We start from the raw sequence: 21,782 nt of genomic DNA on the forward strand, positions 1-21,782 counted from the left end.
TGATGTCGGAGAACATGTTCTCCAGCTTGGACGCCTGCTGCTTGGCCAGCTTGGTGTTGCGGAACTTGCCGGCACGGTAGGTGGCAATTTCACGGGCGCGACGTTCGTCGAGCATGACCATGAACTCGTCACCGGCTTGCGGCACTTCCGTCAGACCCTGGATTTCCACTGGGATCGACGGGCCTGCGGTCTTGATCGGTTTGCCGTTTTCGTCCAGCATGGCACGCACGCGGCCAAAGGTTGAACCGGCCAGCACCACATCGCCGGCCTTCAGCGTACCGGCTTGCACCAGGACGGTCGCTACCGGGCCGCGGCCCTTGTCGAGGCGTGCCTCAATCACCAGGCCCTTGGCCAGTGCATCGACCGGCGCCTTCAGTTCAAGCACTTCGGCCTGCAACAGCACCTGCTCAAGTAAGGCATCGATGCCGGCACCGGTATGGGCCGACACGCCGACAAAAGGCACGTCGCCGCCGAACTCTTCGGGAATCACCTCTTCGGTGACCAGCTCGCCCTTGACGCGCTCCATGTTGATGCTTGGCTTGTCGATCTTGTTGATCGCCACCACGATGGGCACACCGGCGGCCTTCGCATGCTTGATGGCCTCCCGGGTTTGCGGCATCACGCCGTCGTCGGCGGCCACCACCAGAATCACGATGTCGGTCGCCTGTGCGCCGCGGGCACGCATGGCGGTGAACGCCTCGTGGCCCGGTGTATCCAGGAAGGAGACCATGCCGCGCGGGGTTTCCACGTGGTAAGCGCCAATGTGCTGGGTAATGCCGCCGGCTTCGCCGGAGGCCACTTTCGCGGTGCGGATGTAGTCGAGCAGCGAGGTCTTGCCGTGGTCAACGTGACCCATGACGGTCACGACCGGTGCGCGCGGCAGCAACTCGGCCTGCTGGCCCTGCACATCCTCGTCGGCAAAAGCTTCCGGATCGTCCAGCGAAGCGGTCACCGCCTTGTGGCCCATCTCTTCCACGACGATCATTGCGGTGTCCTGGTCCAGCGGCTGGTTGATGGTGACCATCTGGCCCAGCTTCATCAGGTGCTTGATGACCTCGGACGACTTCACACTCATCTTGTGCGCCAGCTCGGCCACGGTGATGGTCTCGGGCACATGCACTTCAATGACCTTGAACTCGGTCGGCGCCACAAAGGTGGACTCGGAGCGTGAGTCACGGTCTGGCGTGCGGCGGCCACGCGGGCCACCACGGAAGTTGCCGCGCCCCGGCACGGCAGTCGCGCCGCGGGTCTTGATCTCGCCTTTTTTCTTGGCTGCGTCGTCTTTCCAGGTCGAGGACAGGTTCTCCGACTTGACTTCCTTCTTGCCGGCCGCGCCAGCAACACCAGCGGCCGCAGGTTTAGCTGCACCAGGCACTACAGCGGGCTTGTGCAAGGTGCCCTTGATCACAGCTTTGGGGTCAACATGGGGAACCAGCACGCGTTTGGGCGCGTTCATCATGGCGCGAATGCCGGCGGCTTCCGCCTCGGCCTTCTTGCGGCGATCCTGCAGGTCTTGCGCCTTCACGGCATCAGCCTGGAATTCGGCTGTGGCCTTGGCCTTGGCGGCCACCTGGGCGGCACTGGCCTCAGCGACCCTGGCAGCGGCTTTTTCAGCCACCGCGGGATCTTCGGCCACAGCGGTTTCGGCCGCCACTTTTTTGGCAGCAGTTGCCTTGCCCGCAGGCTTGGCCTGTTTGGCGGCAGCTTCGGCCGCCTGGGCTTCGGCTTGTGCGGTCTGTTCGGCGGCTTGGCGTTCCTGCTGTTCGCGAGCCTCTTCCTTCGCGTCCTGCTCTTCGCGCAGGCGGCGTTTTTCCGTCAGTTCTTCTTCCTGGCGGCGCAGCAACTCGGCGTGGCGGCTGGCCTCTTCTTCGCGGCGAATCAGTTCGGCGTCGTCGATCACGGGGGCCTGGGGTGCGGCCGCAGGCGCGGGCACCTCTTCCACGACCGGCTCTGAGCCTTCGTCGCGTTTGATGAAGGTGCGCTTTTTGCGAACCTCGACCTGGATGGTCCGGGCACGCCCGGTCGCATCGGCCTGCTTGATTTCGGTGGTCGATTTCTTGACCAGCGTGATTTTCTTGCGCTCTGCGCTGGCGGTGCCGTGGGCAGCCTGCAGATAGCTCAGCAGCTTCTGCTTGTCGGCCTCCGACAGCGCATCCGTGGCCTGCGCCTTGGCAACGCCGGCGCTGGTCAATTGCTCGATCAGGGTGGCGGTGGGTTTATTCAGTTCAGCTGCGAATTCAGCGACGGTAGTGGTACTGGACATATGTTTTTTTCCTGCTGGCCTCCATGATCATTGCTCTTGGGCCGCGGCCGGCGCTGCGGGCTCTGCAGCCTCATCGGTAAACCAATGCGCGCGCGCGGTCATGATCAGGGCCTTGGCGTCGTCCGCAGACTGGCCGGTGATATCGGTTAATTCGTCGACGGCCAGATCAGCCAGGTCGTCGCGGGTGCTCACACCCGCCTCAGTCAGTTTGGCGATCAGTTCAGGCGTCAGGCCTTCGACATCGCGCAGGTTCTGCGAAACGCCTTCGGCACTTTCTTCCCTGGCGATTTCCATGGTCAACAGCGCATCCTTGGCGCGCGTGCGCAACTCATTGACGGTGTCTTCGTCGAAGGACTCGATCTCCAGCATTTCCTGCAGCGGCACATAGGCCACTTCTTCCAGGCTGGTAAAACCTTCGGAAATCAGGATGTCGGCGATTTCCTCGTCCACATCGAGCTTTTCCATGAAGAGCTTGCGGCTGGTGTCGGTTTCGGTGGCCTGCTTTTCAGCGGACTCGTCAGCCGTCATGATGTTGATCTTCCAGCCGGTCAGTTCGGCGGCAAGTCGCACGTTCTGGCCGCCGCGGCCGATGGAGATCGCCAGATTTTCTTCATCGACCACCACATCCATGGCATGACGCTCTTCATCGACCACGATGGACGACACATTGGCAGGCGCCAGTGCGCCGATCACGAACTGGGCCGGGTCTTCGCTCCACAGCACGATATCGACACGCTCGCCAGCGAGTTCGTTGGTCACGCCGTTGACACGGGTGCCGCGCACGCCGACACAGGTACCGATCGGGTCCACGCGCTTGTCGTGCGACAGCACGGCGATCTTGGCGCGCGAACCAGCGTCACGAGCACAGGATTTGATCTCCAGCAAGCCCTGTTCGATCTCAGGTACTTCCTGGCGGAACAGCTCGATCATGAACTCGGGCGCGGTGCGCGACAAGATGATGGGCGCGCCGCGCAACGTGGTGTCGACTTCCATGATCATGGCGCGGACACGGTCGCCGGAGCGCAGGTTTTCTTTCGGAATCATGTCGCCGCGGCGCAGGCGACCTTCAACCCGGCCGGACTCGACGATGATGTCGCCCTTGTCCATGCGCTTGACAGTGCCGACAAAAATCTTGTCGCCGCGCGACATGAAGTCGTTGAGCAGCATCTCGCGCTCGGCATCACGGATTTTCTGCAGGATGACCTGCTTGGCCGCCTGGGCGCCGATACGGCCGATGGGCAGGCTTTCGACCGGCTTCTCGATGTAGTCGCCCTCTTCGATGTCGGCGATTTCATCGCGCGCATCGCTGACCAGCTCTTCGGCTTCGGGATTCTGCAGGCCGGCTTCGTCAGGAACCACCAGCCAGCGGCGAAAGGTTTCATAGTTGCCGCTGTCACGGTCCACGACGACACGGATATCCGTGCCTTCGGCGTACACCTTCTTGGTCGCAGAGGCGAGCGCAAGCTCGACCGCGCCAAAAACGACGTCCCGTTCCACATTTTTCTCACGCGAGATGGCATCCACCAACATCAACAGTTCGCGATTCATTTCACAAGCCTGCCTTTCCTTTTTATATCTCTGTTGCGGGCGGGCTTTTCGGCCGGCGCCCCTTGAAGTCAACCACAGGCGCAAGCCGCGCCTGTGCAATCTCATCGAGCATGAAACCCAGCGCCTGCAGCGGCGCGGGAACCCTGTTCTTGCTTACCTTGACACCGGGCTTGGCCTCGGGCTCGTCGCGCCACACAACCTGCCACCCGGTAGCGGCACGCTCCAGCGTGCCGCGAAATTTTTTGCGACTTGCCGCCACGCCCGAGCCGGCGGCAGCCGCTGCCCCGATGGGCGCTTTCAGCGTGATGTCCACCAGCTCGCCGGCGAACCGTTCAAAATCTTTTTCACCGCGCAAGGGCCTGTCTATGCCCGGCGAACTCACCTCGAGCCGGGAATACGCCGTGCCTTCCACTTCCAATACAAACTGCAGCTGACGCGTGACCTTTTCGCAGTCTTCGGCGTTGATGAACTGCTCGGCTTCCCGGACATACGGCTGGTCGATCGTGACGCGCAGCAAGCCACCTGTGGTGCGCTCTATGTCCACCAGTTCGTAACCCAGTCCCGTGACTGTTTGCTCAATCGTCTCGTGTAATGCCATTCAGTTCTAAAAGCAGCTTCTCAAACACCTGGTTTGCAAAAACAAACGCCCAAAAAAAATGGGCGGTGAAAACCCGCCCATTTGGTCGTGAAGCGCATATTGTAGCCTGCTGGCGGCGCCCGCGCAAGCAGTTTGCGTGCCCGAACATGAGGCCGCCGGCATCGTCAAGTGCGGAATTAATGACTTTGACTTAACGCCCTGGACCGCCGGGTCATGTCTGTTCGGCAACCAGTATCCGGGTGTAGGGGTGTTCCGGCCGATCCAGCACCTGGCCGACCGGGCCCGCCTCCAGCACCTCGCCGTCCTTCATAACCATGACCTGGTGCGCCATGGCGCGAATCACGTCCACATCGTGCGTGATCAGCAGGTAGCTCAGGCCGCGCTCGCGCTGGAGTTTCTGCAGCAACTGCAACACCTGTTTCTGGATGGTCACATCCAGAGCACTGGTCGGCTCGTCCAGGACCAGCAATTGCGGCTCAACAATCAATGCCCGGGCAATGGCCAGACGCTGGCGCTGGCCGCCGGAAAATTCGTGGGGATAGCGCTGCAACAGACCGGGAAACTGCAGCTCGCCCATGCCCACCTCGGCCAGGGACTGCAGCACCTGCGTGCGCCGCTGCGCACCGGACAGGCCGGGCTGATGGACGCGCAGGCCCTCACCCACAATTTCTTCCACCGTCATGCGGGGCGACAGCGAAGAAAAGGGGTCCTGGAACACCACCTGGACAGCACGGCGTATGCTTTTGTTGCTGGCCGCGTCGCGGCTCCAGCGTTTGCCGGCTGCCATCAAATCCCCGCTGTGCGGATGCAAGCCCAGCGCGGCCAAGGCCAGCGTTGATTTGCCTGAACCTGACTCTCCCACCACGCCCAGGGTCTGGCCAGGCGGAATGCTGAAACTGGCGGATTTCACGGCCACAAACTCGCCCGCCTTGAACCAGCCGGCCGCGCCCGGCCGGCGGACCGGGTAGGTGACGCGCAGGCCGGAGGCTTGCATCACTTGTTCCGCCGCCGGGTCCGCCGCGCGTTCTGCCACGTCGCGCACCGGCCGGCTGGCGATCAACTTGCGGGTGTAGGCGTGTTGCGGGTCGGCAAACACCTGCGCGACAGGCCCGGTTTCAACGATGTGCCCGTCTTCCATCACTGCAATGCGGTCGGCAAAGCGGCGCACGAGGTTCAAGTCATGGGTGATCAGCAGCACGGCCATGCCATTGCGCTGCTGCAGCGCCGTCAGCAGATCCAGGATCTGCACACGCAGGGTCACGTCCAGCGCCGTGGTCGGCTCATCCGCCAGCAGCAGTTTGGGCTGGCAAGCCAGCGCCATGGCAATCATGGCGCGCTGGCGCTGCCCGCCGGACAGCTGGTGCGGGAAAGCGTTGGCCCGCCGTGCGGCCTCTGGAATGCCAGTGTCTGCTAGCAGTTTGATAGCTGCCTGCGCAGCATCCCTGCGGGCCAGACCCTGTTTTAGCTCCAAAACTTCGGCAATTTGGTCACCCACGGTGAACAGCGGGTTCAGGGCCGTCATCGGCTCCTGAAAAATCATCGCAATGTCCTGGCCGCGGATGCCGCGCAGTTGTCGCTCGGCCATGGCCAGCAGGTCAACCTGCCCTTCGCGTGCGGCAAACGCAGCCTGGCCGCTGACGTCGGCGTTTTGCACCAGGCGCAGCAGGCTCAGCGCCGTGACAGTTTTGCCCGAACCTGACTCGCCGACCAGCGCCAGCTTTTCACCTGGTGCGATGGTCAGGTCGATGCCATGCACGACTTCCTTGCCCTGGAAGGCAACGCGCAGATTCTTCACATCCAGCAAGGGCCGCGCGGCAGCACCCTCGGGAGGCAGCGAGGACACGCCAGTGCCGAGCGTGGGGGGCATCATTTGTCTGCCTTTCGCGGGTCCAGCGCATCACGCAGCGCGTCGCCCATGAAAGTCAGGAGCAGCAGCGTGATCACCAGCACGGCAAAGGTGGAGAGTGAAATCCACCAGGCGTCGATGCTGTTTTTGCCCTGGCTCAGCAGCTCTCCCAGGGAAGGCGTGCCCGGCGGCACGCCCAGGCCCAGAAAATCGAGCGAGGTCAGCGCCAGGATGGCCGCACTCATGCGGAATGGCAAGAAGGTCACCACCGGCGTCATGCTATTGGGCAGGATATGCCGCCACATGATGCGGATGTTGCCCACGCCGAGCGCGCGAGCGGCCTTGACATAGTCCATCTGCCGGTTGCGCAGGAACTCGGCACGCACGTAGTCCGACAGGCTCATCCAGCCGAACATGCTCAGCAGGATCAGCAGCAGTGCCACGCTGGGCGCAAAAATGGCGCTGAAAATGATCAGCAGGTAGAGCTCGGGCATGGAACCCCAGATCTCGATGAACCGCTGGAAGGCCAGGTCCGTTTTGCCGCCTAAATAACCCTGCAAGGCGCCGGTGGCCACGCCAATCAACAGGCCGATCACAGTCAGCGCCAGCCCGAACAGCACATTCAGGCGGAAGCCGTAAATCAGCTGGGCCAGCAGGTCCCGCCCACGGTCGTCCGTGCCCAGCAGGTTGTCGCGCGTCGGGCGCGAGGGGTTCGGTTCTTTCGCGAAATAGTTCAGTGTTTTCGCGCCGTAGGGATTGAGCGGGTACACGGCCCAGTTGCTGCCCTCCTTCAGTTTCTGCCTGATGAAGGGATCGAGGTAATCGGTGGTGGTCTGGAAGTCGCCGCCGAACACTGTTTCCGGATAGTCGGTCGTGATGGGGAAGTAAAAATTGCCGTTGTAGCGAACGACCAGAGGCCTGTCGTTGGACAGCACTTCTGCAAACAGGCTCAAGATGACTATCGTGCAGAAAATCACCAAGCTCCAGAAACCCTGGCGGTTACGCCGGAAGCGCTGCCAGGCACGTCGGGAAGGAGACGTGGACACCGGCGACACCTCCTTTTCAGGGGCGCCATGGAGCGGGCTTTGCCCGGCCACTTCAAGGGGCTCAGTCAAACTTGACACGCGGATCCACCCACACATAACAAAGATCGGAAATCAGCTTGGTCACCAGGCCGATCAGCGTGAACAGGTACAAGGTGCCAAGCACCACCGGGTAGTCACGCCGGATCACACTTTCGTAACTGAGCAAGCCCAGGCCATCCAGCGAGAACAGGGTTTCGATCAGCAATGAGCCGGTGAAGAATGCGCCGATAAACGCCGAAGGAAAACCGGTGATGATGGGAATCAGGGCGTTGCGAAAAATATGCTTCCAGAGCACCTGCCGCTCGCTCAGGCCTTTGGCACGCGCCGTCAGCACGTACTGTTTGCGGATTTCCTCCAAAAAGGCATTTTTAGTCAGCATGGCCGTGACGGCGAAGCTGCCCAGCACCATGGCCGTGATGGGCATGGCGATATGCCACAGATAGTCAACAATGCGCGCACCCCAGCCAAGCTCTTCCCAGTTCGACGAGGTCAAGCCCCGCAGTGGAAACCACTGCAACTGCCCACCGAAGACCACCAGCAGCGCCACACCAAGCACGAACCCGGGAATCGCATAACCCACCAGCACCAGCAGCGTGGTGACCATGTCGAAGCGCGAGCCGGCCCGCACCGCCTTGGCCACGCCGAGTGGCACGGCGACCAGGTAGCTGATGAAAAAAGTCCATAGCCCGAGGCTGATCGAGACGGGAAGCTTCTCTTTCAGCAACTGCCAGACATCCTTGTTCTGGAAAAAACTTTTACCAAGATCAAAACGGGCAAACTGCTTGAGCATTTGCCAGAAGCGCTCGTGCGGCGGCTTGTCGAAGCCGTAAAGTGCCTTGATCTGCTCGATCCGTTTGGGGTCCACCCCCTGCCCGCCCCGGTAACTCAGGCCACCGCCCTCTGCACTGCCGCCCGTAGCCGCCTTGGTTTCTGCGATGTATTGCTCCACCGGGCCACCAGGCACGAACTGCATCACCATGAAGGTGATGAGCATCACCCCGAACAGCGTGGGCAGCATCAGCAGCAGGCGTTTGAGGATGTAACTAGCCATCGTCAACTACTCCAGTGAACAGCCGCGCGGAGCTCTTTAGTCCAGCAGGGGCCGCGGAACCGGCTCCGCCGGGCCGCTGGCGCAGCGGCCCCCTCTGGGGGCAGCGCAGTACACGAAATGACAAGCGTGGGGATCATTTTCTCCACCAGGTGCTGATGGCCCAGGCCTCACCCCGGGTATAGGGCGGAATATTTTCTGGTCTGGCCAGTCGCCAGGCGTTGTAGGCCATGCGGTGTGTGCCCGACGTCCATTGCGGGATCAGGTAATAGCTGTGGCTGATGACGCGCTCCAGGGCGCGGCACGCGGGCAGCAATTCGGCTTTCGATTTGGCGGAAGTCATCTTCGTGACCAGCGCGTCGACCGCCGGGTTGCTGACGCCGGCGAAATTGCCCGAGTTTTCCATTTTGGCCGCCTTGCTGCCGAACAGATCCGCAAACTCCTGGCCCGGGTTGTGAGTGCCCTGGAAATTGATGCTCATGATGTCGAAATCGAACTGGTCGAGCCGCTGCTGGTACAGCGCAAAATCGACCATGCGGAAGTTCAGCGCAATGCCCAGTTTTTCCAGCGCACGTATCCAGGGCGAGAGGCCACGCACACCGCCCTCGCTGCTGTCCAGGTATTCCAGCACCATGGCCTCGCCTTGGGCATTGCGCAGCGCACCGTCCCGCACCTCCCAGCCGGCTTCCTTGAGCAGTGCCTGGGCCTTGCGCAGATTGGCACGCAGCGAAGAGTCCCCGTCGGTGCGCGGCGGCACGGTCATGGGGCCGAAGGTGGCGTCGGGAATCTTGCCGCGCCAGGGCGTGAGCAGCGCCACTTCTTCCGGTGAAGGCAGGCCGCTTGCCGCGCAGTCGGTGTTGCCGAACAGGCCGTTGACGCGCTGGTAAGAGCCGTAAAACATCTGCCGGCTCATCCACTCAAAGTCCACCGCCAGGCCCAGCGCCTGCCGAACGCGTGGGTCCTTGAGTTTTTCGCGGCGGGTGTTGAGCACGTAACTCTGGAAGCCCGAAGGCAGGCGGTGCCTGAACTCTCCCTTGACCAGCTCCCCGGTGTCGAAACGTTTTCCCTTGACACGGCGTGCCCAGTCGCCAGCCGAATAAAAAGTCATCAGGTCGAACTCTCCGGCTTTCAGCGCCTCCAGGCGCGCGGTGTTGTCCTTGTAGATCTTGACGGTGATACGGTCGAAGTTGTCGGTGCCGCGCTTGACGTTCAGGTCTTTGGCCCAATAGGACGGGTCACGTACATAGGTGATGTCCTTGCCGAAATTCACCGGCCCGATCTTGTAGGGGCCGCTGGTCACTGGGACATCCGTCACCACCTGATCGAAGGGTTTGGTCTTGCCGTTTTCCATGCCCCACTTGCGGCTGAATACCGGCAGGCCTCCCACGGTCAGCGGCAGTTCGCGGTTGGGTTTCCTGAAGCGGTAACGCACCGTGCGCTCATCCAGCACGTCCAGCCCGGCCACGTCATCCAGCGAGGTCTTGTAAGCGGGCGAGGTGTGGGGCCCGACGAGCGTGTCATAGCTATGCTTCACGTCGGCAGCCAGCACCGGGTCGCCATTGTGGAACCGGGCCTGCGGCCGCAGGCGGAATGTCACGCTCATGCCGTCGGCCGGCACCTCCACGTCTTCGGCCAGCAGGCCATAACCCGAACCGGTTTCATCGAGCGAACCCGTAAGCAGCGAGTCGAACATCAGGCCCAGCAGGTAGGCCGGCGCACTGCCCTTGATCGTGAACGGGTTGTACTTGTCGAAGGTGGACGTCCGGATGTTGCTGACCAGCCGGAGTTCGCCGCCTTTGGGCGCGGCAGGGTTGACATAGTCGAAGTGGTCAAAGCCTGCCGGGTACTTGAGGTCGCGCCACAACGCATACCCATGCGCAGCCCAGGACGGTGCGGCACCCAGAACAGCACACACCAGACACAGCGACCGAAGCAGAATCCTCATGCGACAATTCTGCACTACTTGGGCCGGCAGAATTTCCGGCCCTATTGGCCAAGGCGCCGCGGCATCATTTGCCGGTTCATTTGCAAACACTGGAGCACAAGATGGGTTTTCTTACTGGCAAAAAACTGCTGATCACGGGCGTGTTGTCCAACCGCTCGATCGCCTACGGCATTGCCAAGGCCTGCCATGCGCAGGGCGCCGAGCTGGCGTTCAGTTATGTCGGCGAGCGCTTCAAGGACCGCATCACCGAATTTGCCGCCGACTTCGACTCCAGCCTGATTTTTGATTGCGATGTCGGCGACGATGCCCAGATCGACAAGCTGTTTTCGGATCTGTCCAAAATCTGGCCGACCTTCGACGGCTTTGTGCACAGCATTGGTTTCGCGCCGCGCGAGGCAATTGCCGGGGACTTCCTGGAAGGCCTGTCGCGCGAAGGTTTCAAGATTGCCCACGACATCAGCGCCTACAGCTTTCCGGCCATGGCCAAGGCCGCCCTGCCCTACCTCAAGCCCAAGTCAGCCTTGCTGACCCTGACCTACCTGGGCGCGCTGCGCACCATTCCCAACTACAACACCATGGGCCTGGCCAAGGCCAGCCTGGAAGCCAGCGTGCGTTACCTCGCCGAATCCCTGGGGCCCAAAAACATGCGCGTGAACGGCATCAGCGCCGGCCCGATCAAAACGCTGGCCGCCAGCGGCATCAAGGATTTCGGCAAGCTGCTGGGCATGGTGGCTGCAGCTTCGCCGCTGCGGCGCAACGTGACGATTGAAGACGTCGGCAATGTGGCGGCCTTCCTGCTGTCGGACCTGGCTTCCGGCGTTACCGCCGAAATCACCTATGTGGACGGCGGCTTCAGCCACACAGCCGGCATAGGCCGCGATGCGGAGCTCGCCGGAGGTTGATCGCTGACCGTTTGCTATCGGATAGATAGCATTTGGCGACCATCCTCATTGGGCTGGCAGCCAAAATCACTTAAAAATGCCCCCTTCACCTGGTGGCTGTGCCCCGGCCCGCTGCTCAGGCCAGCCACCAGTATTCATAACTCCACGCGGTGGTGCACCCCGCGCGTCGGTAAAGCGCCTGGGCAGCGGTGTTGCCTGCCTCTACCTGCAAAAAGACACGCTCCGTGCGCCGCTGAAGCGCGGCATCGGCCAGCCCGGCCAACACCCGCCCGGCCAGGCCCTGGCCGCGGCACCCCGGTACCGTGCGCATGCCATGCACGCTGGCCCAGCCATGCCCAAACGCAGCCACGCCCACCGCGAGGACCTGTCCCTGCTCGCAGACGCTGGCGTAGACCGAGTCCGGTGCCCGGCTCAGCGTCCGGACACGGCTGGCACCGTCCACGGGATCAAAGCCCTCACCCAGAAAGAGGGCGGTCCAGGCTGCGTCGGGCGCATCGGCCGTCCCGGCCGGCGGCTGGGACGACACCTCGCGCATCACGCTTACCGTGCCCACTTGCACCAGCGTGGGTTTGTCGGCGCTGTAGCCGCGCCGGCGCAACTCTTGGCGCAGACCTTCAAAGCAGGGAACCGTCGCCAGGCGAAACACAGCCGGTAAACCCAGCGCTGCGTAATGGGCTTCGATCCGGCCAATCACGCCCAGGTCTGCGCTGGTGTGCTGCAGCGGCACCGCGCTTTTCGCGCGGCCCACGGTGCCACGATCCACCGGCAGGAGCCAACCCTCCCGCTCCTCCTGGGTTTCGGGAGCCACGGCGGCCAGGGTGGCGCGTTCTATGGAAGCAACATCGGCATCGGTCATGGCTCTTGTATCGGTGAAAAACTTGCGGTGCCCGGGAACCACCCGCACAATGCGCAGGCGCCTGCCGGGAAATCCAGATACTACTATTTTGATAGCTGCCTGCGCCCGTCGTCCGTGGGCTGGCGGCATGAATCATGCATTGAATTGAAACACATGACTGCTTATCAACCATCGGCCACGGCCCGGACTACCGGCACTTTCTTTCGCACCCGCATCTTGCCCTGGTTGCTGGCGGCGGCGTGCTGGCTGGTGCCCGCCCTTCCCGCGGCAGGTGCCGGTACCAGCCCGGCCTTGATGCTGGCCAACGTCTACCGCCCGGGCATTGCGCTTCAGGATTACTGGGTCAGCGAAAAACTGGATGGCGTGCGCGGCTACTGGGACGGCGAGAAGCTGCTGACGCGTGGCGGTGAACGCATTGCAGCGCCTGCCTGGTTCACCGCGGGCTGGCCCCGGCTGCCCATGGACGGCGAACTCTGGGCCGGCCACGGCCAGTTTTCCAGGGCCGTGTCCGTCGTGCGCCAGCAAACCCCTGACGAGGCTGGCTGGCGCAGCCTGCGTTTCATGGTGTTCGACCTGCCCGCACAGGCCGGCACCTTCACGGAGCGGATTCCGGTGCTGAACGGCCTGGTCACCCGCATTGACCAGCCCTGGGTACAGGCGGTTGCGCAGTCCAAGGTGGCCAGCCATGCGGACCTGCAGCGCCTGCTGGCCAAAACCGTCCGGCAAGGCGGCGAAGGCCTGATGCTGCATCGCGGCACCTCGCTTTACAAGGGCCAGCGCAGCGACGACCTGCTCAAGGTCAAGACCCATGAAGACGCAGAGGCCCGTGTGGTTGCCCACCTTCCCGGAAAAGGCAAACATGCCGGGGTGATGGGCGCTCTGCTCGTGGAAATGCCAGGCGAGGCCGGCAAACCGGGACAGCGCTTCAAGCTGGGGACCGGTTTCAGCGACGGGCAGCGGCGCCACCCGCCACCCGAAGGCAGCACCGTCACCTACCGTTTTCGGGGCCTGAACGACAGTGGCATTCCGCGTTTTGCGAGTTTCATGCGTATCCGCGAGGACGCGGCACCCATACGTCCCTGAAGCACGGCCCGCCGGCAACCGGCCAAAGGACTGCTTACCCTTTCACGCAGTCGGCGTAATAGTGCTTCTTGCCGCTGGCATCCTCTTCTTCCACCAGGCCGTGGATGTCGGTCTCAAAACCCGGGCATTGCGCGTTGAACTCGCGCGAGAACTTCAGGTAATCCACGATCTTTTTGTTGAACACCTCACCGGGGATCAGGAGCGGAATGCCCGGCGGGTATGGTGTGACCAGCCCGACGGTGATGCGGCCTTCGAGCTTGTCGATTTCCACGCGCTCGGTCTTGTGCAGCGCGATGTGCGCGTAGGCGTCACTGGGCTTCATCGCCGGCGTCAGGTCGCTCAGGTACATGTCGGTGGTCAGGCGCGCAATGTCGTACTTGGCGTACAGGTTGTGGATGTGGTGGCACAGGTCGGCCAGGCCCATCTTCTCGTAGCGCGGGAACTTCTGGCAGAACTCGGGCAGGATGCGCCACATCGGCTGGTTCTTGGCGTAGTCGTCCTTGAACTGCTGCAGCGCGGTCAGCATGCTGTTCCAGCGGCCTTTGGTGATGCCGATGGTGAACATGATGAAAAAGCTGTAGAGGCCGGTTTTTTCCACCACCACGCCATGCTCGGCCAGGAACTTGGTCACGATGCTGGCCGGGATGCCGGTCTTGGCGAACTTGCCGTTCAGATCCATGCCCGGCGTGACGATGGTGGACTTGATCGGGTCCAGCATATTGAAGCCGGTGGCCATCTTGCCGAAGCCGTGCCAGTTGACGCCGGCTTTCGCATTTTTGGATTCGCCTTTGATGATCCAGTCTTCCGAGCGGCCTATGCCCTCGTCCACCAGCTTGTCCGGACCCCAGACCTTGAACCACCAGTCGTCGCCGTATTCCTCGGCGACCTTGCGCATGGCGCGCCGGAAGTCCAGCGCCTCCAGGATGCTTTCTTCCACCAGCGCGGTGCCGCCGGGCGGCTCCATCATGGCCGCCGCCACATCGCAACTCGCAATGATGCTGTACTGCGGCGAGGTCGAGGTGTGCATCAGGAAGGCCTCGTTGAAGAGGTGCCGGTCCAGCTTGACGGTCTGCGAGTCCTGCACCAGCACATGGCTGGCCTGGCTGATGCCGGCCAGCAGCTTGTGGATGGACTGCGTCGCATAGACCATGGCCTGCTTGGGCCGCGCGCGTTTCTTGCCCATCGCGTGGTAGCTGCCGTAAAACGGGTGAAACGCCGCGTGCGGTAGCCAGGCCTCGTCGAAATGCAGGTTCTCGACGTAGCCGTCGAGCATGCCCTTGATGGTTTCGGTGTTGTAGAGCACGCCGTCGTAGGTAGACTGGGTGAGAGTCAGCACACGCGGCTTGACCTTCTTCGCGTCCACGCCCTTGAGCAGCGGGTTGGCCCGGATCTTGGCCTGGATGGATGCCTGCTCGAATTCTTCCTGCGGGATCGGGCCGATGATGCCGAAGTGATTGCGTGTCGGTTTCAGAAACACCGGGATCGCCCCGGTCATGATGATGGCGTGCAGGATGGATTTGTGGCAATTGCGGTCCACCACCACCACGTCGCCCGGCGCCACCGTGTGGTGCCAGACCATCTTGTTGGAGGTAGAAGTGCCGTTGGTGACGAAAAAGCAATGATCAGCATTGAAGATGCGCGCCGCGTTGCGCTCGGAGGCGCCGACCGGGCCGTCGTGGTCCAGCAGCTGGCCGAGTTCCTCGACGGCATTGCAAACGTCGGCACGCAACATGTTCTCGCCAAAAAACTGGTGAAACATCTGCCCCACCGGGCTCTTCAGGAAAGCGACGCCACCCGAATGCCCCGGGCAGTGCCAGGAGTAGGAACCGTCTTCGGCGTAGTCCAGCAAGGCCTTGAAAAACGGCGGCTGCACGCCTTCGAGGTAGCTCTTGGCTTCGCGGATGATGTGGCGCGCCACAAACTCGGGCGTGTCTTCAAACATGTGGATGAAGCCATGCAGCTCGCGCAGAATGTCGTTGGGGATGTGGCGCGAGGTCTTGGTTTCGCCGTAGACGTAAATTGGCACATCCAGGTTCTTGCGCCGCACCTCCTCGATGAAGTGGCGCAGGTTCAGCACAGCGGGATCCAGATCCGGGCCGGGCGTGAACTCTTCGTCGTCGATGGACAGGATGAAGGCACTGGCGCGGCTCTGCTGCTGGGCAAACTGCGACAGGTCACCGTAGCTGGTGACGCCCAGAACCTCAAAACCCTCCGTTTCTATGGCTTGCGCCAGCGCACGGATGCCCAGGCCGGAGGTGTTTTCGGAGCGGAAGTCTTCGTCGATGATGACGATGGGGAAGCGGAATTTCATCAAAAGGCCTTTGCCTGGATCTGCCAAAAAAAACGAATCAGGGCCGAAGTGTAGAGATATTTGATGAAGTCCGAATCAGCGCCGCCCGCCGGAAGGCCGGTTAAGCTTGCCAAATTGGCCTTCGGGCCCAAAATGTGGCTTTTACGAAACGCGAGGACTTGAACATGGCGGAATCAACGATCTGGTGGTTGCTGGCGGGTGGCGCTGTGGCGGTAGAGCTGGTGACAGGCACCTTCTACCTCCTGATGCTTGCGGTGGGTCTGGCCGCCGCGGCTCTGGCGGCACATCTGGGCCTGGGCACCACGGCCCAAATCCTCGTAGCGGCTGTGGTTGGCGGTGGCGCGGTAGTGCTCTGGCACTGGAAGCGCGGCCAAAGCCCGAAACCGGCAGAACCGCAAGCCAATCGCGACCTGCAAATGGATATTGGTGAGACCGTGCATGTGGAGCAGTGGAATGCCGACGCCACAGCCAGTGTCAAATACCGCGGTGCGCAGTGGGCCGTGGTACTCGCCGACAAAGACGCTGCGCCGCAGCCAGGCCAGTTCAAGGTCAAGCAACTGGATGGCAACCGGCTGGTGGTGGGAAAACTGTGAGACAGTCCACGGTGTCCTGCCGCGACGATACCGGCCTCTTTTTTTGATTTACCGGAGAACCTAATGAAAATGGAAATTGCACTTGTCATCCTGGTGATTGCCGTTATTTTTGTCATACGCGCCATGAAGGTTGTTCCCCAGCAAAATGCCTGGGTTGTAGAGCGCTTGGGCAAGTACCACGGCAGCCTGACACCCGGCCTGAACATCCTGATTCCCTTCATCGACCGCGTGGCCTACAAACACTCGCTCAAGGAAATTCCGCTGGACGTGCCTAGCCAAGTCTGCATTACGCGCGACAACACCCAATTGCAGGTGGATGGCATCCTGTATTTCCAGGTCACCGACCCGATGCGCGCCAGCTACGGCTCATCCAACTACATCGTTGCAGTCACTCAGCTGGCACAGACTTCCCTGCGCAGCGTGATCGGCAAGCTGGAGCTCGACAAAACCTTCGAAGAACGCGACATCATCAATGCCCAGGTGGTTGCCGCGATTGACGAGGCCGCGCTGAACTGGGGCGTCAAGGTACTGCGCTACGAGATCAAGGACCTGACACCGCCGAAAGAAATCCTGCACGCCATGCAGTCGCAGATTACCGCCGAGCGCGAAAAGCGAGCCTTGATTGCCGCTTCCGAAGGCCGTCGCCAGGAGCAGATCAACATCGCTACTGGCGAGCGCGAAGCTTTCATTGCCCGCTCCGAGGGCGAAAAACTCGCTGCCATCAACAACGCGCAAGGTGAAGCCGCCGCCATCACCGCCGTGGCCGAAGCCAATGCGCGCGCGATCGAAGTCGTTGCGGCGGCCATCCGCCAGCCTGGCGGCGAAATGGCGGTTCAGCTCAAGGTTGCCGAGAAAGCGATGGAGGCTTACTCCCATGTTGCGGCCGATGCCAAGACCACGCTGATTGTTCCCAGCAACATGACCGAAGTGTCTGCACTGATCACCTCGGCCATGACCATGGTGCAGTCCACAAAAGCGGCCTGATTGGCCAGTAAGAGAAGAAGGCAAGCATGACCGCCAGGAACGTGCTGGGCACCGAACTGGTCCCCTGCTCCTATGACCCGCTTACCGGTTATTTCCGCGACGGTTGCTGCAACACCGACGAGTCCGATCTCGGTTCGCACCTGGTCTGCGTGCGAGTCAACAGCGATTTCCTGGCATTTTCGGCGGCAAAAGGCAACGACCTCACCACCCCGCGGCCGGAACACCGCTTTGCCGGGCTCAAACCCGGCGACCGCTGGTGCCTGTGTGCCAACCGCTGGCGCGAGGCGCTGGAGGCCGGTTTCGCGCCGCCCGTGGTCCTGGAGTCCACCCACCTCAAGGCCCTGGAGTTCGTGACTCGCGCGCAGCTTGAAAAACACCGGTTTCACAGCGCGCTTCACTAGTCTGGACAATTTCCAGCGCCCTGCACTGCTACAATGTGAGGCTTCGCGGAAAGGTGGATGAGCGGTTTAAGTCACACGCCTGGAAAGCGTGCGTGGGGTTATACCCACCGCGGGTTCGAATCCCGCCCTTTCCGCCAGACAGTCAGTATTTACGGGGCCTAGTGCCCCGTTTTGCTTTCCGTTCCCACAAAAGCACCCTCATACCGCCAACAGCCCGCCGGGCCGCTTCTCCTGAATCAATACACCGCGCACCACACTGCCCAGCCGCTGGCCCAGCTCTCTGGAATCCTGGTCATTGCTCTCGACGCTGGAACCACTGGCATCGACACTGACAGTCACATAGACGTCACCACCGCCGCCAGACTGGCCTCTTGTGTGATCAATGACGGTTTCGTTCGGGTGCAGGATGGCCGGAAATCCGCCTCTGCCGTCAACCCCACCAGTGCGGGAACCGCTGCCGGTGAAGCCGCCGCCATCAAAGCTAAGCCCGAGGTCTTGACTCCCGAAAGCAGAGCCAGAGCCGAAACCGCCACCACCTGCACCAAACAGCGACCCGGCAATTCCGGCAATCGCCTTCTTGGCCTGAATGCGGGCCAGGTCAAGAAGGATCGATTGGGCAAAACTCTTGAAGTCCAGCTTGCCGGTTTTGACGAAATCAACAAGGGCGTCCTCCATGCCTTGGAACGCGTTTGTAAAAAGGTTTTCCGTCTGGCCAGCGATGTTGGCGGCCTCGCTCTGGTAGTTTCTCAGCGCTTCGGTCGCGCCGTTTGCCCAGTTGCTTTGCGCTTCATCCATTGCCTTGGTCCGGGCTTCGTACAGCCTGACTTCCTCAGCGTAGGTTTTGGTCGCGATATCAAGGTAAGTGTCGTAATCCTGCCGGCTGACGTCGCCTCGTCGCAGATCCCGCTCGAGGCCTTGGCGTTGACTGGTGAACTTGTCCTCGATCTGATTGCGGCCGGCCTGCAGCTCGCGGAATTTGGTGCCACGTCCGATGCCTTCGATCTCGCGGGCGTTCTGTTGGTTGACGGTGTCGAGGTAAGCCTGAGCCGACGTTTTTGCATCGGCAAAGGCCTGCTCGAGTTTCTTGGCGGCAGCAGCTTCTCGAATGCCGAGCACTTCGACATTTGCCACTGAATTTGCCCGCACTGCCGCAATTTTTGCTTCGACATCGAGGATCTTCCTGTCGTTCTCGATCTTGTCTTTGCCGGCCAGCTTTTCGGACTGCAGCCTGGCGAGTTCTTTTTGCAGGGCATCTTCCTGTGCGCGGGTGTTCAGGTTAATGAAGCCAAGTTTTGAGGCGTAGTAATCACGCTCTTCGATGAGGCTTGCAGCGCGGCGGGCCTCCATGATCTTTTCGGCGTTGCTGAACGTGTTCACCAGCGCATCACTGCTTTTGCGGATGTCTTCCAACTCAAGCGCCAGACGCGCCTTTGCCTCTTGCGCTGCGGTGTCCTTGCCCTTCTTGTCTGCGCCGTCGAATGAGAGTTTCGGCTTGGCGGTCGTCGTGCCGCGCCCTTGCCGGCGGCGTGCCTCGTCGTCTAGCGGAGCCTGAGGCTGGCCAATGGACAAGATGCGTTTTTGGAACTTGTCCAACTCGGCCCGCGCGCGAGTGGTGTCCTCTTTTACTGCCTCGCTGATGGCGGTAAAACCGGTGAAGTTGAAGCGGCGCAAGTTACCAATTTGCAGGACAAGTGCAACAACTTCCCGCGTCAACGTTTGGAAAACAAAACCCACATCAGACGCAACGATGGCGACTGCCTGAAAAACGGAGATTGCCCCAGAAAGCGCACCCTTGAGAATCGCAGACGCCGTGGCCGCAAAATCCTGATCCTTGGCAAGATCGGCGAGCAGGCTTGTAAATTCATTGACCGCAGGCACCATGTCGGACGCGATAGCTTGGGCATGCAGGCTGATCTGGGCAACCAGCTTGGCCTGCGCGTCAGCGTACTGGTCGGCCTGCTCGATCTGCTTTTGCGTCAGGATGACCTGGCGGCCACCCTCCTGCCCCAGCTCTTTCAGGAAGGGCAGCAGTTCCGCGCCGGTCTTGCCAAACAGGGCCATGGCTACAGCGGTTTTCTGCGCGCCGTCCTCAAAGCCAGCCAGCGATTTGGCAACCTGCTCGAACTGGTCAGCCGGCGCCAGCGCCTTGAACTCTTTCAGGTTCAGGCCAAGGGCGCCGACGGCGGCGCCGGCCGCCTTGGATTCATCGTCTACACCAGTCAGCCCTTTTGTCAGCCGCTGGGAAGCGCTGACAACCGTATCCATGCTGGTGCCGGCCGTACCAGCTGCAACCGCAAGAGACGCAATGTTTTCGCCGGTATCCCCGATCTTCTCGCCCATGTCCTGGAAGTCGCCGGCTTTTTTGGTCAGCTGGTCGAAGGCAACTGCGGCGGCGATGAAGCCCGTGGCGGCCGCAGCGCCTACGGCCAGAAACCCGGCCCGGACCTGGCCGCCAATGCGCTCACCCTTGGCAAAGGCATCAGCCATCTTGAGCGCGGAATCGGCGGCGGCCAGCTGGTCCTTGTTCGCCCCGCGGATTGCCAGCTTGTAAAGCTCGGCCTCGCGCGTGGACTTGCCCAGCACGGCGGCTTGAGATTCCAACTTCTTGACGTAGCGGTCAATCGAGGCCGAAGCATTTTTGTTGGTTTCGGTCGTGGCTGTGCCAAGGCTCTTGATTGAACGCTTGGCATCCGCAATACCCGCCTTCAGCTTTGAAGCGTCGGCAGATAATTGAATGACGCCTTCGCCGATATTTGACATGATTTTTGGCCTTAAAAAAGTTTCTCATTTCGCGGGTGTGCGCAAAGACAGGACAGAACGGTCTAGAGCGCGGAAGAAGTAGAGGTTGAGACCGCCCCTCGCGCGCGCGCACGAGACGAGTTGTGCGTTAGCGTTAAATCAAACTGGACAGGTCGGTCTATGACACGCGCCCTCCAAAGGTCGAAGGTGCCCCAGCCGAGGCCAGGGCGCCCGTGTTGTTAGACCGTGATGCCTTCGAGTGTGCAGAAGCTGGCGGCGCGAGTGGCCGCGAAGTCAACCCGCGCATAGGCCAGCACGGCGATTTGCAGGTTCGAGCCCATGAAGGTTTCCTGCAGCACTCGCACGGTGATTTCCTTGCGCACGCCGAACAGCAGATCGCGCCAGTCCGCAATGATTCCGGTTGCGGTGGTCCCGCTGACCAGCGGTGCAGCCGTGGTCCAGAGCTTGGGCAGCGCAGCGATCTCGGCCGGCATCGTAAGTGGCGTGTTGTCGTTCGTGATGCCGGTCTTGAGCTTGCGCATCTTCTTCCACACGGCAGGGTGTGCGACCAGGGCACCGATGCGGTCCAGAGGGACGTTATCAGCAGCCAGCTCGTACATGCCATCGACCAGGAAATCCCAGGTCGTCGGGGCGCCGATGCTCGTCACGGTGTTGCGGCCGGACAGGTCGATGATGCCGCGCGGCGCCACGGCTGCGTCAGTGCTCACGCCGTTGATGCCGGCGGAATCAATCGCGTTCGCCATAGCCCGCGTGATAGTGCCTTGCAGGATTTGCTCGATGTTGGAGCTGTCCTGCGACAGTTCCAGCGACAGCTTCACCAGGCAAACAACGGTTTTCGCCCTCATGTTGACCGATCCCAGCGTCGGGGCAGCGTCGTTGATGTTCGCGTTCTCGCCGTGCCAGGAGATGACCGGGTCGCCAGTCACACACGCCAGCGACAGGTCCCCGCTTTCCATCGGCACAGTGCGGGCACCGGCTTTGGATAGGACCATGTCCGCGCGCAGGAGGTCGATCCATTCATTGGCAAGCACGCCGGCCACGGTATAGCCGCCGGCCGGGTCGGTGCCGATGCTCATCGCCTTACGCTCATCCTCCAGCTCCCGGGCGTCGTGCGCCCGGCCGCCCAGCAGCAGCCCGCGCAGGACGCGCCCCATGTTCGGCGTGTCGCTCCTGCCCTCCAGCGATTTCAGCGCCTGGCCATGCGACAGCACCGGAACCGCCTTTTGCGACTTGGTGTCAATCCAAATTTCGTGCGCCTTCGTGTCGGAGCCGCCGCCCAGGTTCGGCCGGCCGGCTTTTTTCTGCATGTCCATGAGCTCGGACTTCAGTTCGTCGATCTCTGCGCCGCGGGTTTTGCGCCAGGCATCGGAGCGGTCGCCCAGGTCGTTGATAAGTTTTGTGATTTCATCAAATGAGGTCATATGAGTCTTTCGAAAATTGTGTTGATGCGCTCAGTGAGCGCGGCCAATTGTTCGGACACATCATCTGCAGGCGCCCCGTTCCCGAGGGCCTTAAACCCGTGGTTTGCGATAGACCGCGATTCGCTCTTACTGAACCCC

At 61.7% G+C, this 21,782-nt stretch carries 16 protein-coding genes and 1 tRNA gene; 6 read left to right on the forward strand and 11 right to left on the reverse strand.

What is annotated here, in order from left to right:
* From infB to ABI660_RS09470, 7 genes are all read right to left on the reverse strand, one after another.
* Positions 1-2,263 (reverse strand): translation initiation factor IF-2 (gene infB, locus ABI660_RS09440; protein WP_348067236.1); only part of this gene is annotated, 2,263 nt, incomplete at its 3' end.
* Between the two features lie 27 nt (positions 2,264-2,290).
* Positions 2,291-3,811 (reverse strand): transcription termination factor NusA, encoded by a 1,521-nt coding sequence (gene nusA, locus ABI660_RS09445; RefSeq protein WP_348067239.1) that lies wholly within the window; start codon positions 3,809-3,811, stop codon positions 2,291-2,293.
* Between the two features lie 22 nt (positions 3,812-3,833).
* Complete coding sequence (gene rimP / locus ABI660_RS09450) at positions 3,834-4,409, reverse strand: ribosome maturation factor RimP (protein WP_348067240.1); 576 nt, start codon at positions 4,407-4,409, stop codon at positions 3,834-3,836.
* A 211-nt stretch (positions 4,410-4,620) separates the two neighbouring features.
* The gene (locus ABI660_RS09455; RefSeq protein WP_348067336.1) at positions 4,621-6,276 is read right to left on the reverse strand and encodes a dipeptide ABC transporter ATP-binding protein; all 1,656 of its coding nucleotides are present in this window, start codon (positions 6,274-6,276) and stop codon (positions 4,621-4,623) included.
* Entirely contained in the window at positions 6,276-7,397 is a 1,122-nt protein-coding gene (locus ABI660_RS09460) for an ABC transporter permease (protein ID WP_348067242.1), read from the reverse strand. Before ABI660_RS09460 ends, ABI660_RS09455 begins: the two co-directional genes overlap by 1 nt.
* Positions 7,363-8,391, reverse strand: a complete 1,029-nt coding sequence (locus ABI660_RS09465; RefSeq protein ID WP_348067244.1) for an ABC transporter permease subunit — start codon at positions 8,389-8,391, stop codon at positions 7,363-7,365. Before ABI660_RS09465 ends, ABI660_RS09460 begins: the two co-directional genes overlap by 35 nt.
* Before the next feature lie 133 nt (positions 8,392-8,524).
* Positions 8,525-10,333, reverse strand: coding sequence for an extracellular solute-binding protein (locus tag ABI660_RS09470; RefSeq protein ID WP_348067246.1), 1,809 nt, complete (start codon positions 10,331-10,333; stop codon positions 8,525-8,527).
* Positions 10,334-10,434: 101 nt separating this feature from the next.
* On the opposite strand from ABI660_RS09470, the gene fabI reads away from it, so the two are divergent.
* The gene (gene fabI / locus ABI660_RS09475; protein WP_348067247.1) at positions 10,435-11,235 is read left to right on the forward strand and encodes an enoyl-ACP reductase FabI; all 801 of its coding nucleotides are present in this window, start codon (positions 10,435-10,437) and stop codon (positions 11,233-11,235) included.
* Positions 11,236-11,350: 115 nt separating this feature from the next.
* On the opposite strand, the gene ABI660_RS09480 is transcribed toward fabI, so the two are convergent.
* Entirely contained in the window at positions 11,351-12,091 is a 741-nt protein-coding gene (locus ABI660_RS09480) for a GNAT family N-acetyltransferase (protein ID WP_348067249.1), read from the reverse strand.
* A 153-nt stretch (positions 12,092-12,244) separates the two neighbouring features.
* On the opposite strand from ABI660_RS09480, the gene ABI660_RS09485 reads away from it, so the two are divergent.
* On the forward strand, positions 12,245-13,174 hold the full coding sequence (locus ABI660_RS09485) for a DNA ligase (RefSeq protein WP_348067250.1): 930 nt from the start codon (positions 12,245-12,247) through the stop codon (positions 13,172-13,174).
* 34 nt (positions 13,175-13,208) lie between these two features.
* On the opposite strand, the gene ABI660_RS09490 is transcribed toward ABI660_RS09485, so the two are convergent.
* A complete protein-coding gene (locus ABI660_RS09490) occupies positions 13,209-15,485 on the reverse strand; it encodes an arginine/lysine/ornithine decarboxylase (RefSeq protein ID WP_348067252.1) in 2,277 nt (758 codons plus the stop codon).
* Between the two features lie 164 nt (positions 15,486-15,649).
* On the opposite strand from ABI660_RS09490, the gene ABI660_RS09495 reads away from it, so the two are divergent.
* The 4 genes from ABI660_RS09495 to ABI660_RS09510 all read left to right on the forward strand — a co-directional run bounded on the left by ABI660_RS09495 (position 15,650) and on the right by ABI660_RS09510 (position 17,600).
* The gene (locus ABI660_RS09495) at positions 15,650-16,078 is read left to right on the forward strand and encodes an NfeD family protein (RefSeq protein WP_348067253.1); all 429 of its coding nucleotides are present in this window, start codon (positions 15,650-15,652) and stop codon (positions 16,076-16,078) included.
* Between the two features lie 69 nt (positions 16,079-16,147).
* The gene (locus ABI660_RS09500; protein WP_077594541.1) at positions 16,148-17,062 is read left to right on the forward strand and encodes a stomatin-like protein; all 915 of its coding nucleotides are present in this window, start codon (positions 16,148-16,150) and stop codon (positions 17,060-17,062) included.
* A gap of 26 nt (positions 17,063-17,088) precedes the next feature.
* Positions 17,089-17,463: a DUF2237 domain-containing protein gene (locus tag ABI660_RS09505; protein ID WP_348067255.1), complete on the forward strand. Its 375-nt coding sequence runs from the start codon at positions 17,089-17,091 to the stop codon at positions 17,461-17,463.
* Positions 17,464-17,510: 47 nt separating this feature from the next.
* Positions 17,511-17,600: transfer RNA gene (locus ABI660_RS09510), tRNA-Ser, on the forward strand.
* Between the two features lie 61 nt (positions 17,601-17,661).
* Here the strand turns inward: ABI660_RS09510 and ABI660_RS09515 are convergent.
* Positions 17,662-20,223: a phage tail tape measure protein gene (locus ABI660_RS09515; protein WP_348067257.1), complete on the reverse strand. Its 2,562-nt coding sequence runs from the start codon at positions 20,221-20,223 to the stop codon at positions 17,662-17,664.
* A gap of 218 nt (positions 20,224-20,441) precedes the next feature.
* Positions 20,442-21,644, reverse strand: a complete 1,203-nt coding sequence (locus ABI660_RS09520; RefSeq protein WP_348067259.1) for a phage major capsid protein — start codon at positions 21,642-21,644, stop codon at positions 20,442-20,444.
* Between the last annotated feature and the right edge of the window lie 138 nt (positions 21,645-21,782).

Origin of the sequence: Polaromonas sp. (assembly GCF_039930745.1) — a bacterium.
In the GTDB taxonomy this organism is placed as follows: Bacteria; Pseudomonadota; Gammaproteobacteria; order Burkholderiales; family Burkholderiaceae_C; genus Polaromonas.